The sequence below is a fragment of the Diaphorobacter sp. ED-3 genome, assembly GCF_027625375.1.
GTDB lineage: Bacteria > Pseudomonadota > Gammaproteobacteria > Burkholderiales > Burkholderiaceae_C > Diaphorobacter > Diaphorobacter nitroreducens.
Window position 1 is genome coordinate 1021523 of sequence record NZ_CP115182.1, and the last position, 13731, is coordinate 1035253.

At 66.1% G+C, this 13731-nt stretch carries 10 protein-coding genes; 9 read left to right on the plus strand and 1 reads right to left on the minus strand.

Annotated features, from left to right (window positions below; translation table 11 throughout):
* Positions 1-38: 38 nt before the first annotated feature.
* Positions 39-1352 carry a sn-glycerol-3-phosphate ABC transporter substrate-binding protein UgpB gene (gene ugpB / locus PCQ86_RS04995; RefSeq protein ID WP_270175003.1) on the minus strand — a complete coding sequence of 438 codons (1314 nt, stop codon included), beginning with the start codon at positions 1350-1352 and terminating at the stop codon, positions 39-41.
* A gap of 311 nt (positions 1353-1663) precedes the next feature.
* On the opposite strand from ugpB, the gene serA reads away from it, so the two are divergent.
* From serA to PCQ86_RS05040, 9 genes are all read left to right on the plus strand, one after another.
* Positions 1664-2893: a phosphoglycerate dehydrogenase gene (serA, locus tag PCQ86_RS05000; RefSeq protein WP_041835901.1), complete on the plus strand. Its 1230-nt coding sequence runs from the start codon at positions 1664-1666 to the stop codon at positions 2891-2893.
* 192 nt (positions 2894-3085) lie between these two features.
* Positions 3086-7009, plus strand: coding sequence for an FAD/FMN-binding oxidoreductase (locus tag PCQ86_RS05005; RefSeq protein WP_270175004.1), 3924 nt, complete (start codon positions 3086-3088; stop codon positions 7007-7009).
* A complete protein-coding gene (locus PCQ86_RS05010) occupies positions 7006-7497 on the plus strand; it encodes an HIT family protein (protein WP_011804309.1) in 492 nt (163 codons plus the stop codon). Before PCQ86_RS05005 ends, PCQ86_RS05010 begins: the two co-directional genes overlap by 4 nt.
* A gap of 163 nt (positions 7498-7660) precedes the next feature.
* Complete coding sequence (locus PCQ86_RS05015; RefSeq protein ID WP_103737781.1) at positions 7661-8077, plus strand: gamma-butyrobetaine hydroxylase-like domain-containing protein; 417 nt, start codon at positions 7661-7663, stop codon at positions 8075-8077.
* Between the two features lie 124 nt (positions 8078-8201).
* On the plus strand, positions 8202-8933 hold the full coding sequence (gene ubiE / locus PCQ86_RS05020) for a bifunctional demethylmenaquinone methyltransferase/2-methoxy-6-polyprenyl-1,4-benzoquinol methylase UbiE (protein WP_012655775.1): 732 nt from the start codon (positions 8202-8204) through the stop codon (positions 8931-8933).
* A gap of 38 nt (positions 8934-8971) precedes the next feature.
* Positions 8972-9979: a Tim44 domain-containing protein gene (locus PCQ86_RS05025; protein ID WP_270175005.1), complete on the plus strand. Its 1008-nt coding sequence runs from the start codon at positions 8972-8974 to the stop codon at positions 9977-9979.
* An 80-nt stretch (positions 9980-10059) separates the two neighbouring features.
* A complete protein-coding gene (locus PCQ86_RS05030) occupies positions 10060-10638 on the plus strand; it encodes a hypothetical protein (RefSeq protein WP_011804313.1) in 579 nt (192 codons plus the stop codon).
* Positions 10635-12200, plus strand: a complete 1566-nt coding sequence (gene ubiB / locus PCQ86_RS05035) for a ubiquinone biosynthesis regulatory protein kinase UbiB (RefSeq protein WP_088887519.1) — start codon at positions 10635-10637, stop codon at positions 12198-12200. Before PCQ86_RS05030 ends, ubiB begins: the two co-directional genes overlap by 4 nt.
* A gap of 35 nt (positions 12201-12235) precedes the next feature.
* The gene (locus tag PCQ86_RS05040; protein ID WP_012655779.1) at positions 12236-13687 is read left to right on the plus strand and encodes a sodium:solute symporter family protein; all 1452 of its coding nucleotides are present in this window, start codon (positions 12236-12238) and stop codon (positions 13685-13687) included.
* Positions 13688-13731 lie beyond the last annotated feature (44 nt).

A 13731-nucleotide genomic window follows, 5' to 3' on the forward strand; every position in this document is an offset into this window, starting at 1 on the left:
GTTCATGGGAACGCCTCGCCCGTCACGGATGACAGGGCTTACTTCTTGTACGAGCGCTCGAAGCGCGCCAGCAGTTCGTTGCCGCGGCTCACGATGGAGTCCAGGGCTTCCTTGGCCGTCTTTTTGCCGGCCCACACCTGTTCGAGTTCTTCGTCCTCGATGGTGCGGATCTGCACATAGTTGCCCAGGCGGATGCCGCGCGAGTTGTCGGTCACCTTGCGCACCATCTGGTTCACGGCCGTGTCGGTGCCGGGGTGCTTGGCGTAGAAACCGGACTTTTCGGTCAGCTCATACGCACCCATGGTGATGGGCAGGTAGCCCGTGCGCTGGTGGCTGGCGGCCTGCACCTTGGTGTCGGACAGGAACTCGAAGAACTTGGCCACGCCCTTGTATTCGGCGGGCTTCTTGCCGGCCATGACCCACAGCGATGCGCCGCCGATCACGGTGTTCTGCGGTGCACCCTTCACGTCGGGGTAGTAGGGCAGGGGCGCCAGGCCGTAGGCGAACTTGGCGTTCTTGGCCACATCGCCGTAGAAGCCCGACGACGTCTGGATCATGGCGCACTCACCCGAGGTGAACGACGCCTGGGCCGCCGAGCCGCGGCCCTTGTAGACGAACTCGCCCGCCTTGGCGGCCTGCGACAGGTTGTCGATGTGGCGCACGTGCAGCGGCGAATTGATCTTCATGCGGGCCTTGTAGCCGTTGGGCGACAGGCCGTTCTTCTCGGTGGCGAACTCCACGTTGTGCCAGGCGGAGAACGATTCGAGCTGCGTCCAGCCCATCCAGGCCAGCGTCATGGGGCAGCTGTGGCCGCTGGCCTTGAGCTTCTTGGCAGCCTCGAACACTTCGGGCCAGGTGGCGGGAGCCTTGTCGGGGTTCAGGCCGGCCTTCTTGAAGGCGTCCTTGTTGTAATAGAAGATGGTGGTGGAGCTGTTGAACGGAAAGCTCAGCATCTGGCCGTTGGGGTCGGTGTAGTACGCAGCCACGGCGGGGATGTAGGCGCTCGGGTCGAAGGCAGCGCCCCCGTCCTTCATCACCTTGCCCACGGGTACGGTGGCGCCCTTGCTGGCCATCATCGTGGCCGTACCCACCTCGAACACCTGCAGGATGTGCGGTGCATTGCCCGAGCGGAACGCGGCGATCGCGGCCGTCATGCTTTCGTCATACGACCCCTTGAAGGTAGGGATGACCTTGTACTCCTTCTGGCTCTCGTTGAACTGCTTGGCCAGGTCATTGACCCACTCGTTGTTGACAGCCGTCATGGAGTGCCACCACTGGATCTCTGTTTGAGCTTGTGCGGCCAGGCTGGTGGCGGCCACTGCGGCGGCCAGCGCCAAGTGTTTGATCTGCATGAATACTCCTCGTTGATAGACGATAGGCAGGAAAGCGGCGATGGTGGTCGCGTTCCGTGACAGGAATGTGTCGTTCTCGCACACTGCAAAAAGCGCAGCAACGGGGTAAACCCCGCGGCGCTTGGGTGACGAATTGTGTCACTGGCATGACGGTGTTGTGACAAACATCCGGCCGCGCTGGGGGCATGCATGGGCCGCCGCGGGCAATCGCATGGAAGCCGACAGGGATTTGTGCATTGCACAATGATCCCCTCTCCTGCCCAGCGGTGCGCGCCGCCTGGGTGTTTTCATTTCCTCTCAATTTGCACGCCATGGCCAAGACTTCCCTGGATAAAAGCAAGATCAAGTTCCTGTTGCTGGAGGGCATCCATCCCTCTGCGGTGGAAGTGTTGCGGTCCGCGGGGTATACGCAGGTCGAGGTGCTGGCCGGGGCGCTGGAGGGCGAGGAACTGCGCCGCAAGATCGCCGACGTGCACTTCATTGGCATCCGCTCGCGCACGCAGCTCACGGCGGACGTGTTCGCTCATGCGCACAAGCTCGTGGCCGTGGGGTGCTTTTGCATCGGCACCAACCAGGTAGACCTGAACGCTGCGCGCGAGCGCGGCATCGCCGTGTTCAATGCGCCGTATTCCAACACCCGCTCCGTGGCCGAGCTGGTGCTGGCCGAGGCCATCCTGCTGCTGCGCGGCGTGCCCGAGAAGAACGCTGCGGCCCACCGCGGCGGCTGGCTCAAGAGCGCCACGAACGCCTACGAGATCCGCGGCAAGACGCTGGGCATCGTGGGCTACGGCTCCATCGGCACCCAGCTGTCGGTGCTGGCCGAGGCGCTGGGCATGCACGTGATCTTCCACGACGTGGTGCACAAGCTGCCGCTGGGCAATGCGCGCCAGGTGGGTTCGCTGCACGAGCTGCTGGGCCAGGCCGACATCGTGACCCTGCACGTGCCTGAGCTGCCTTCTACCCAGTGGATGATTGGCGCCGCCGAGATCGCGGCCATGAAGCCGGGCGGCATCCTCATCAACGCCTCGCGCGGCACGGTGGTGGAGATCGACCCCCTGGCCCAGGCGCTGAAGGGCGGCAACTTGCTGGGCGCGGCCGTGGACGTGTTCCCGGTGGAGCCCAAGAGCAACAAGGACGAGTTCGTCTCGCCGCTGCGCGGGCTGGACAATGCCCTCCTTACGCCCCACATCGGCGGCTCCACCATGGAGGCGCAGGCCAACATCGGCCTGGAGGTGGCGGAAAAGCTTGTCAGGTACAGCGACAACGGCACCAGCACCTCGTCGGTCAACTTCCCCGAGGTGGCGCTGCCCGAGCATGCGGGCAAGCACCGCCTGCTGCACGTGCACCACAACGTGCCGGGCGTGCTCTCGCAGATCAACAGCATCCTGTCGGACAACCACATCAACATCGCGGCGCAGTACCTGCAGACCAACGAGAAGATCGGCTACGTGGTGATCGACCTCGACGCGCGCTCGTCCGACCTGGCGCTGGAGAAGCTGGCCCAGGTGCCCGGCACCATCCGCAGCCGCGTGCTGTATTAAATAGCTATTGTTTTAATAGCTGCTTGCGCTGAATGGACGGGCGTTGGAGCCTGATTTGGCTCTTGCCCGTCCTTGGCCGCCCCGCGCCAGCGGCGGGGCTCTACGGGCAGGACAGTGCGGTAACGGGCACTGGCTTAAAATCCCGACCCCGAGGCACGAGGGCGCCCTGCACGCCCAACCCAGGTTGATCCCATGAATGTTCCGATTGCGCTGGCCGCCCTGCAGACGCAAGGCGCCGAGCCTGCCCGTTTGCGCGAAATTCCGTACAACTACACCTCGTTTTCCGACCGGGAAATCGTGATCCGCCTGCTGGGCGCCTCCGCCTGGGATGTGCTGGACCAGTTGCGCCGCGAGCGCCGCACGGGCCGATCCGCCCGCATGCTGTACGAAGTGCTGGGCGACATCTGGGCCGTGCAGCGCAACCCCTACCTGCAAGACGACCTGCTGCACAACCCCGCCCGGCGCAAGCTGCTGGTGGATGCGCTGCAGCACCGCATGGCCGAGATCGAAAAGCGCCGCCTGCCGCAGGAAGACGCCGAGCGCGACCGCCGCGTGGGCGTGCTGGTGGACGCAGCGCGCCGGGCCATCGACGAGTTCGACGCCACGCTGGTCGAGGCCAGCGACCTGCGCAAGAAGGTGGCGCGCCGCCTGGGCCGCCACACCGCCAAGGACAACATCAAGTTCGACGGCCTGTCGCGCGTGTCGCACGTGACCGATGCGACCGACTGGCGCGTGGAATACCCGTTCGTGGTGCTCACGCCCGACACCGAGGCCGAGATGGCCGCGCTGGTCAAGGCCTGCATCGAGCTGGAGCTGACCATCATCCCGCGTGGGGGCGGCACCGGCTACACGGGGGGCGCCATTCCGCTTACCTGGCGCAGCGCCGTCATCAACACCGAAAAGCTCGAGGCCATGACCGAGGTGCAGATGCGCCGCCTGCCGGGCCTGGACGCCGAGGTGGCCACCATCTGGACCGAGGCCGGCGTGGTCACCCAGCGCGTGGCCGACGCGGCCGAGGCCGCCGGTTTCGTGTTCGCCGTGGACCCGACCAGCGCCGAGGCTTCGTGCGTCGGCGGCAACATCGCCATGAACGCGGGCGGCAAGAAGGCCGTGCTGTGGGGCACGGCGCTGGACAACCTGGCCAGCTGGCGCATGGTGACGCCTGAAGGGCAGTGGCTGGAGGTCACGCGCATCGGGCACAACCTGGGCAAGATCCACGACGCTGACGTTGCCAGCTTCGAACTGCAGTACTTCCAGGCCGACGGCAAGACGCCGATCCGCACCGAGCGCCTGGACATCCCGGGCAAGACCTTCCGCAAGGAGGGCCTGGGCAAGGACGTGACGGACAAGTTCCTCAGCGGCCTGCCCGGTGTGCAAAAGGAAGGCACCGACGGCCTGATCACCAGCGCGCGCTGGATCGTGCACCGTATGCCCGAGCACACGCGCACCGTGTGCCTGGAGTTCTTTGGCAACGCCAAGGACGCCGTGCCCAGCATCGTGGAGATCAAGGACTTCATGTTCGCTGAGCAAAAGCGCAGCGGCGTGCTGCTGGCGGGCCTGGAGCACATGGACGACCGCTACCTGCGTGCCGTGGGCTACACCACCAAGTCCAAGCGCGGCGGCCTGCCCAAGATGCTGCTGGTGGGCGACATCGTGGGCGACGACCCCGACGCCGTGGCCCGCGCCACCGCCGAGGTGGTGCGCATCGCCAACAGCCGCAGCGGCGAGGGCTTCACGGCGGTGAGCGCCGAGGCCCGCAAGAAGTTCTGGGCCGACCGCAAGAAGACGGCCGCCATCAGCCGCCACACCAACGCCTTCAAGATCAACGAAGACGTGGTGATCCCGCTGCCGCGCATGGCCGAGTACACCGACGGCATCGAGCGCATCAACATCGAACTCAGCCTGCGCAACAAGATCGAGCTGGCCGACGCGCTGGAGGAGTTCCTCGCGCGCGGCAACCTGCCGCTGGGCAAGCCCGAGGCGGGCGGCGAGCCGCCTTCGCCCGAGCTGCTGGAGGAAAAGCTGGCCCTGGCCCTGGCCCTGGTGCGCGAGACGCGCGCGCTCTGGCAGGACTGGCTGCAGCGCGTGGAAGAACTGTTCCCCCAGCTGCAGGACCACCGCCTGCGCGCCAGTTGGAAGACGCAGATCCGCGATCCGCTGCGCAACATCTTCACCGGCAGCGACTTCGAGCCGCTGATGCAGGCGCTGGGTGACGTGCAAAAGCGCGTGCTCAAGGGCCGGGTGTGGGTGGCGCTGCACATGCACGCCGGCGACGGCAACGTGCACACCAACATCCCCGTGCACAGCGACAACTACGCCATGCTGCAGACCGCGCACGAGGCGGTGGCGCGCATCATGGTGCTGGCGCGCAGCCTGGGTGGCGTGATCTCGGGCGAGCACGGCATTGGCATCACCAAGCTGGAGTTTTTGACCGACGAGGAACTGGCGCCGTTCGCCGAGTACAAGCGCAAGGTGGACCCGCAAGGCCGCTTCAACCGCGGCAAGCTGCTACGCAATCAGGAGCTGCTCGCGCAGGACGGGCAAGCGCTGCAGGCCCATTTGGCGCATAAAGGCTCGCGCACCTCGCTGATGTTCGCGGACCTGACCAACGCCTACACGCCCAGCTTCGGGCTGATGGGGCACGAGTCGCTGATCATGCAGCAGAGCGACATCGGCGACATCGTTGCCAGCGTGAAGGACTGCCTGCGCTGCGGCAAGTGCAAGCCCGTGTGCTCCACGCACGTGCCGCGTGCCAACCTGCTGTACAGCCCGCGCAACAAGATCCTGGCCACCTCGCTGCTGGCCGAGGCGTTCCTGTACGAAGAGCAGACGCGCCGCGGCGTGTCCATCCGCCACTGGCAGGAATTCGAGGACGTGGCCGACCACTGCACCGTGTGCCACAAGTGCTACTCGCCGTGCCCGGTCAAGATCGACTTCGGCGACGTGACCATGAACATGCGCAACCTGCTGCGCAAGATGGGCAAGAAAAGCTTCCGCCCCGGCAACAAGATGGCCATGGCGATGCTCAACGCCACCAACCCCGACACCATCAAGCTGCTGCGCGCGGGCATGGTCAACGTAGGCTTCAAGGCCCAGCGCATGGCCGTGGACGTGCTGCGCAGCGTGAGCCGCAAGCAGACCGCGCACCCGCCCGCCACCGTGGGCACGGCGCCGGTCAAGGAGCAGGTGATCCACTTCGTGAACAAGAAGCTGCCCGGTGGCCTGCCCACCAAGACGGCGCGCGCGCTGCTGGACATCGAGGACAAGGACTACGTGCCCATCATCCGCAACCCGGCCGCCACCTCGGCCGACACGGAGGCGGTGTTCTACTTCCCCGGCTGCGGGTCGGAGCGCCTGTTCAGCCAGGTGGGGCTGGCCACGCAGGCCATGCTCTGGCACGCCGGCGTGCAGACTGTGCTGCCGCCGGGCTACCTGTGCTGCGGCTATCCGCAGCGCGGCAGCGGCCAGTTCGACAAGGCCGAGAAGATGATCACCGACAACCGGGTGCTGTTCCACCGCGTGGCCACCACGCTGAACTACCTGGACATCAAGACGGTGGTGGTCTCGTGCGGCACCTGCTACGACCAGCTGCAGGGCTACCAGTTCGACAAGATCTTCCCCGGCAGCCGCATCATCGACATCCACGAATACCTGCTGGAAAAGGGCATCACGCTGCCCGCGGGGCAGGGCGGCTACCTGTACCACGAGCCCTGCCACAACCCGATGAAGCAGGGCGACTCGATGAAGACCGTGCGCGCCCTGGTAGGCGACAAGGTGCTCAAGAGCGACCGCTGCTGCGGCGAGTCGGGCACGCTGGGCGTGACGCGCCCCGATGTTGCCACCCAGGTGCGCTTTCGCAAGACCGAGGAAATCCGCAAGGGCGAGGCGGCCTTGCGTTCCAGCGGCGCGGTGGGCGCGCAGGACAACATCAAGATCCTGACCAGCTGCCCCAGCTGCCTGCAGGGCATCTCGCGCTACCAGGACGACCTGTCCACCGGCCTGCTGGAAGCCGATTACATCGTCATCGAGATGGCCAAGCAGCTCCTGGGCGAGAACTGGCTGCCCGAGTACGTGCAACGCGCCAACGCCGGCGGCATCGAGCGGGTGCTGGTATGAGCCAGGCCGCCATGCCCGGCATGTCCGCGCCTTCCACGGGTGGCGCTGGCGCGTGCCCCCTGTGTGACTCCGACGCGGGTGCGTTGGTCTGGCGCGGCGCCAAGCTGCGCGTGATCCATGCGCAGGAGGCCGGCTTTCCGGCCTTCTACCGCGTGATCTGGGCGGACCATGTGGCGGAGTTCTCCGACCTCTCCCCCGCCGACCGCCAGCACTGCATGGAGGCCGTGACGCTGGTGGAGCAGGCGCTGCGCGAGCAACTGGCGCCGGCCAAGATCAATCTGGCCAGCCTGGGCAACGTGGTGCCGCACCTGCACTGGCACGTGATCGCGCGCTACGAGTGGGACAGCCACTTCCCTGCACCCGTCTGGGCGCACCCCCAGCGCGAGTGCGACACCGCGCGCGAGACGCTGGTGGCCGAGCGCTTGCCCGCCCTGCACGCGCTGATGCGCGAGCGCCTGGAGCGCTGGGCCGACCTGGGTGAGCAGTGATACTCATCAATTGATAGCTGCCAGCGCTTTCCCCTTGGGCGCTGGGGGCTGATTTGGCTCGCATCGCGCCGCCTTGGCTCCGGCGGCGGACAATAGCGGCAGGGCGGCGGTGCGCGGTCTCCGCCGCCGGTGTTCATTCCTTTTCATTGCGCAGGTGAAATCCATGGCAGGTCTGACGGCGGGCGCGCCCATGCCCCAATCCATCACGGTGCACGAGCAGTCGCGCGTGCTGGAGGTGACGTTTTCCGACGGCGCACACTTTCGCATCCCGTTCGAGCTGATGCGCGTGTATTCCCCCTCGGCCGAAGTGCAGGGCCATGGGCCGGGCCAGCAGGTGCTGCAGACCGGAAAACGCGACGTCACGTTGACGCGGCTGGAGCCGGTAGGCAACTACGCCGTGCAGCCCGCCTTCTCCGACGGGCACGACAGCGGCATCTTCTCGTGGGACTACCTGTACGAACTGGGCCGTGACGAGCAGGCGCTGTGGGCAGACTATGTCGAGCGGCTGGCCGCCGCCGGCGTGGACCGTGATGCACCCATGGCGCCCAAGGCCGGCGGCCACGGCTGCGGCGGGCATTGAGGCGCAGCACGGCCCGCCCGCGTGGCCGCGCCGCGCCACGCTTTAGCCTAAATAGCGACAGATGACCTAGGCGCATGCGGGGTTGCCGCTGTACGCATGGTCAGTGGGCGCTTAGCATCGTGGTATGAGTACCACGCATTTCGGATTCCAGTCGGTTCAGGAAGAGGACAAGGCGCGCCACGTGCGCGGCGTGTTCGATTCTGTCGCGCCCAAGTACGACCTGATGAACGACCTGATGTCGGCCGGGTTGCACCGCGCCTGGAAGGCCTACACCGTCATGGTGGCCAACCTGCGCGAGGGCGACCAGGTGCTGGACATCGCGGGCGGCACGGGCGACCTGTCGCTGGCCTTTTCCAAGAAAGTGGGCGCCACGGGCCGCGTCGTGCATACCGACATCAATGAGGCCATGCTGCGCGTGGGACGCGACCGGCTGATCAACGAAGGCGTGGTGCTGCCCACGACGGTGTGCGATGCCGAGCACCTGCCGTTTCCTGACAACCACTTCGACCTGGTGAGCGTGGCCTTCGGCCTGCGCAACATGACGCACAAGGACGCTGCGCTGCGCGAGATGTGTCGCGTGCTCAAGCCGCGCGGCCGGCTGCTGGTGCTGGAGTTTTCCCGCGTGGCCAAGCCGCTGGAAAAGGCCTATGACTGGTATTCGTTCCAGGTGTTGCCGCGGCTGGGCAAGCTGGTGGCGGGCGACGATTCGAGCTACCGCTACCTGGCCGAGTCCATCCGCATGCACCCGGGCCAGGAAGAGCTCAAATCCCTCATGCAGCAAAGTGGCTTTGGGCATGTGGACTATCACAACATGACCGGCGGCATCGTCGCGTTGCATGTTGGAATCAAGTGCTGAAAGAGTTCATTGAAAACTATCGATATTTCGGAGAAGCCATGATGAAACTGTGGTCAGTGGTCTTGGTCGCCATGTTGGCGGTCGTGCATCTGGATGCGGATGCGCGCCGTCTCGGGGGCGGCAAATCCATCGGCAAGCAGTCCAGCAACGTGACCCAGCGCGACGCTGCGACGCCCCCCGCCGCTCCTGCCGCACCCACGCAGAATGCGGCGGCAGGCACCACTGCGGCCAAGCCCGCCGCGGCGCCTAATACCGCCGCAGCCGCCCCCAGGAAGCCTTGGGGCGCCATGCTGGGCGGCCTGGCCGCGGGCCTGGGCCTGGCCTGGCTGGCCAGCTCGCTGGGCCTGGGCGCAGAGTTCGGCCAGTTCCTGCTGATCGCCCTGCTGGCACTGGTGGTCATGGTGGTGGTCGGCATGGTCATGCGTGCGCGCAAATCCGCGGGCGCACCGGTGAACGCCTCGCCCTTCGCCTTCCAGGGCGCGGGTTCCGCGCCCGCCGCAGATGCGCGCATGCCGCGCCAGTACAGCCCGGACAAGGTGGGTAACGACGCGTCCGCGCGCCCGTGGGAGCGCGGCGGGATGGCCTTCCAGGCGCCGGCCGCAGCCGCTAACGGCGGGATCATCGGCTCGGCGCTGTCGGGTTCGCAGAACTGGGGCGTGCCGGCCGGCTTCGACACCGAAGGCTTCCTGTCGGCCGCCAAGCGCAACTTCACTACGCTGCAGGCCGCCTGGGACCGCTCCGACGTCGCCACGCTGCGCTCCATGATGACCGACAGCATGGTTGACGAGATCCGCACGCAGCTCAACGAGCGCGAATCGCACCGCGGCGACCAGCAGCCCAACCAGACCGATGTGATCATGCTCGAGGCGCAACTGCTGGGTATCGAGGACCTGGGCGACGGCTACATGGCCAGCGTGGAGTTCTCCGGCATGATCCGCGAGGAGCCTTCGGCCGGCCCGAGCCCGTTCCGCGAGGTCTGGAACATGACCAAGCCCAAGAACGGCGCCAGCGGCTGGCTGGTTGCGGGCGTGCAGGCGCTGCAGTAAGCATGGCGCCGCTGGAACCGGGCGGCGCACGGCGAAAAAGCCTGCTGCGCTGCGCCCAGTTCGGGGAATAATCGGGGACTATGGCAACACGGTCCCCTTTTTCTTTCCTGGACGGGCTCTTCGAACGCGTCATGTCTGGCCCCCTGCCGCCCGCGTGGCTGGTGCATGAGGTGCAGCACCGCACGGTGCTGTTCCTCAACCATGTGCTGATGCAGGAGCGGGAAGCCATGGACCGTCTGGCACGCCAGCGCGGCCGCGTCGCGCGCGTGCAGTGGCGCATCTTCTCGATGGCGCTGCAGGTGACGCCCGCCGGGCTGTTCGATCTCGCGCCCCCAGAGGCCGTGGCCGACCTCCGGCTGGAAGTGTCCGAGACCTCCCCGCTGTCGCTGGCCGGCAGTGCGCTGCGCGGCGACAAGCCCACCATCCGCATCGAAGGCGACGTGCAGTTCGCGGCCGAGATCAATTGGCTGGTGGACCATGTGCGCTGGGATGTCGAGGAAGACATGGCGCGCGTGATCGGCGACGCCCCGGCCCGCGCCGTGGCATCCGTCGTGGGACGCGCCGTGCAGGCGTTGCGCAGCTTCGTGGGCGCACGCGTGCCCGGCGGCCAGGCGCCCGCGCCCGCAGCGGGCGAGTTGCCGGACCGCTCCCCGCCATGAGCCGCTTTGCCCGCGGCATCACCATCGTCTGGGTGGTGCTGCGCTATGGACTCGACGAACTGGTGCTGTCGACCTTCCGGCAGCCGTGGCTGCGCGCCGTCACGCGGGTCATCACCTTCGGTCGCAAGCTGGACGCGCCGCGCGGCCAGCGGCTGCGCGAGGCCTTGGAGAGCCTGGGTCCGATTTTCGTGAAGTTCGGGCAGGTCCTGTCCACGCGCCGCGACCTCATGCCGCCGGACATTGCGGACGAGCTGGCGCTGCTGCAGGATCGCGTGCCGCCGTTCGACCCCGATGTGGCGATCGCCACCATCGAGCGCGCGTTTCGCCGCCCGATCGGCGAGGTGTTCGTCTCGTTCGACCGGCAGCCCGTGGCCAGCGCGTCCATCGCACAGGTGCACTTCGCGGTGATCCGTGACCGCCAAGGGCACGCGCGTGAAGTCGCCGTGAAGGTGCTGCGCCCCGGCATGCTGCCGGTGATCGACAAGGATTTGGCGCTCATGCGCATGATGGCCGGGTGGGTGGAAAGCCTGTCCGCCGACGGCAAGCGCCTCAAGCCCCGCGAGGTCGTGGCCGAGTTCGACAACTACCTGCACGACGAACTCGACCTGGTGCGCGAGGCGGCCAACGCGGCGCAGCTGCGCCGCAACATGCAGGGGCTGGACCTGGTGCTCATCCCGGAGGTGTTCTGGGATTTCTGCCATGCCGAAGTGTTGGTGATGGAGCGCATGAAGGGCGTGCCCATCAACCAGGTGGATCGCCTGCGCAGCGCGGGTGTGGACATTCCCAAGCTGGCCCGCGACGGCGTGACCATCTTCTTCACCCAGGTGTTCCGCGACGGGTTCTTTCATGCCGACATGCATCCCGGCAACATCCAGGTGAGCCTGGCGCCCGAGACCTTCGGCCGCTACATCTCGCTGGACTTTGGCATCGTCGGGACGCTGACCGAGTTCGACAAGGAATACCTTGCGCAGAACTTCACGGCTTTTTTCAGGCGCGACTACAAGCGCGTGGCCGAACTGCATATCGAAAGCGGTTGGGTTCCCGCCCATACCCGCGTGAACGAACTGGAGGCCGCTATCCGCACCGTGTGCGAGCCGTATTTCGACCGGCCGCTCAAGGAAATCTCTTTGGGCATGGTGCTGCTGCGGCTGTTCCAGACCTCGCGGCGCTTCCAGGTGGAGATCCAGCCGCAGCTGGTGCTGCTGCAAAAAACCTTGCTCAACATCGAAGGGTTGGGCCGGCAGTTGGACCCCGACCTGGACCTGTGGAGCACGGCCAAGCCCTTCCTGGAGAAGTGGATGCTCGATCAGCTGGGTCCCCAACGCCTGTGGCGCGAGCTGCGTGCCGAGGCGCCGCACTACGCCAAGATCCTGCCCGACCTGCCACGCCTGCTCCACGACTTCCTGCGCCAGCGGCCCCATGACAACCGGGGCGATCTGCAGGAACTGCTGGCCACCCAGAAGCGCACCAACCGGCTGCTGCAAAGCATCATCTATGGCGGCCTGGGCTTCGTGCTGGGGCTGCTGGTCATGCAGCTCTTCGTGCGCGTGCGCATCTTCTAACTTCCTTCCCTCTCTCATTCCTCAGGAGTACCAGCGTGTTGCTCTTCATGGTGATTGCCTACCTGTTTGTCACCATCGGCATTGGCTTGTGGGCTGCCCAACGGGTGAAGAACACGGCTGATTTCGCGATTGCCGGGCGCCACCTGCCCATGTACATGATCATCACCACCACGTTCGCCACGTGGTTCGGCTCCGAGATCGTGTTGGGCGTGCCCGCCAAGTTCATCGAAGGCGGGCTCAAGGCCGTGGTGGAAGACCCGTTCGGCGCCGGCATGTGCTTGATTCTGGTGGGGTTGTTCTTCGCGGCCAAGCTCTACCGCATGACGCTGCTGACCATCAGCGACTACTACCGCGAGCGCTACGGCCGTGCAGTGGAGGTGATCTGCTCGCTCATCATCATGCTCAGCTACCTGGGCTGGGTGTCGGCGCAGGTCACGGCGCTGGGGCTGGTGTTCAACCTGCTGTCCGGCGGTGCGGTGAGCATCCCCATGGGCATGGCCATCGGCGTGCTGTCCATCCTGGTCTACACGCTGTGGGGTGGCATGTGGTCGGTGGCGGTGACCGATTTCATCCAGATGATCATTCTGGTGGTCGGCCTGGTGGTGCTGGCCTGGTTCGCCAGCGACATGGCGGGGGGCGCGGGCAAGGTGATCGAGCTGGCCACCAGCCGCGACCTGTTTCAGTTCTGGCCCGAACCCACCTGGCACGAGATCATCTTCTTCTTCGGTGCCGCCATCACCATGATGCTGGGCTCCATCCCGCAGCAGGATGTGTTCCAGCGCGTCATGTCGGCCAATACCGAGCGTGCCGCCACGCATGGCACGGTGATCGGCGGTACGGCCTACATCTTCTTCGCCTTCGTGCCCATGTTCCTCGTGGCAAGCGCGCTGCTGATCATGCCGCAGGAGACGGCTGAACTGCTCAAGGATGACCCGCAGAAGGTGCTGCCCACTCTGGTGATGGACAAGATGCCGCTCGTCATGCAGGTGCTGTTCTTCGGTGCGCTACTGTCGGCCATCAAGTCCTGCGCCTCGGCCACACTGCTGGCGCCCAGCGTCACCTTCACCGAGAACATCTGGCGGCAGTTCCGCCCTGAAAAGATCAGCGACCGCGAGAACCTGCTGGCCATGCGCATCAGTGTGCTGGTGTTCGCGGTGGGTGTGCTGGCCTATTCCATCAAGATGGAAGGCACGCCCATTTACGAGCTGGTGTCCAGCGCCTACCAAGTGCCGCTGGTGGGGGCGTTCGTGCCGCTGGTATTCGGCCTGTACTGGAAGCGTGCCAACACGCAAGGCGCGCTGTGCGCTGTGGCGTTGGGCATTGGCGTGTGGCTGGTGTTCATGGTCACCCCCGCGCTGCATGAGGCGTTCCCCCAGCAACTCGCCGGCCTGCTGGCCGCCATGGTCGGCATGGTTGCCGGTTCGCTTGCGCCGCAGGTGGTGCGCAATTCCCATGCGCCGCACCACCGGGTGGTGGGGGTGGAGTGACGCACGGGCGCACGGTGCGGCCTGGGGTGCATGCCTATAATTGA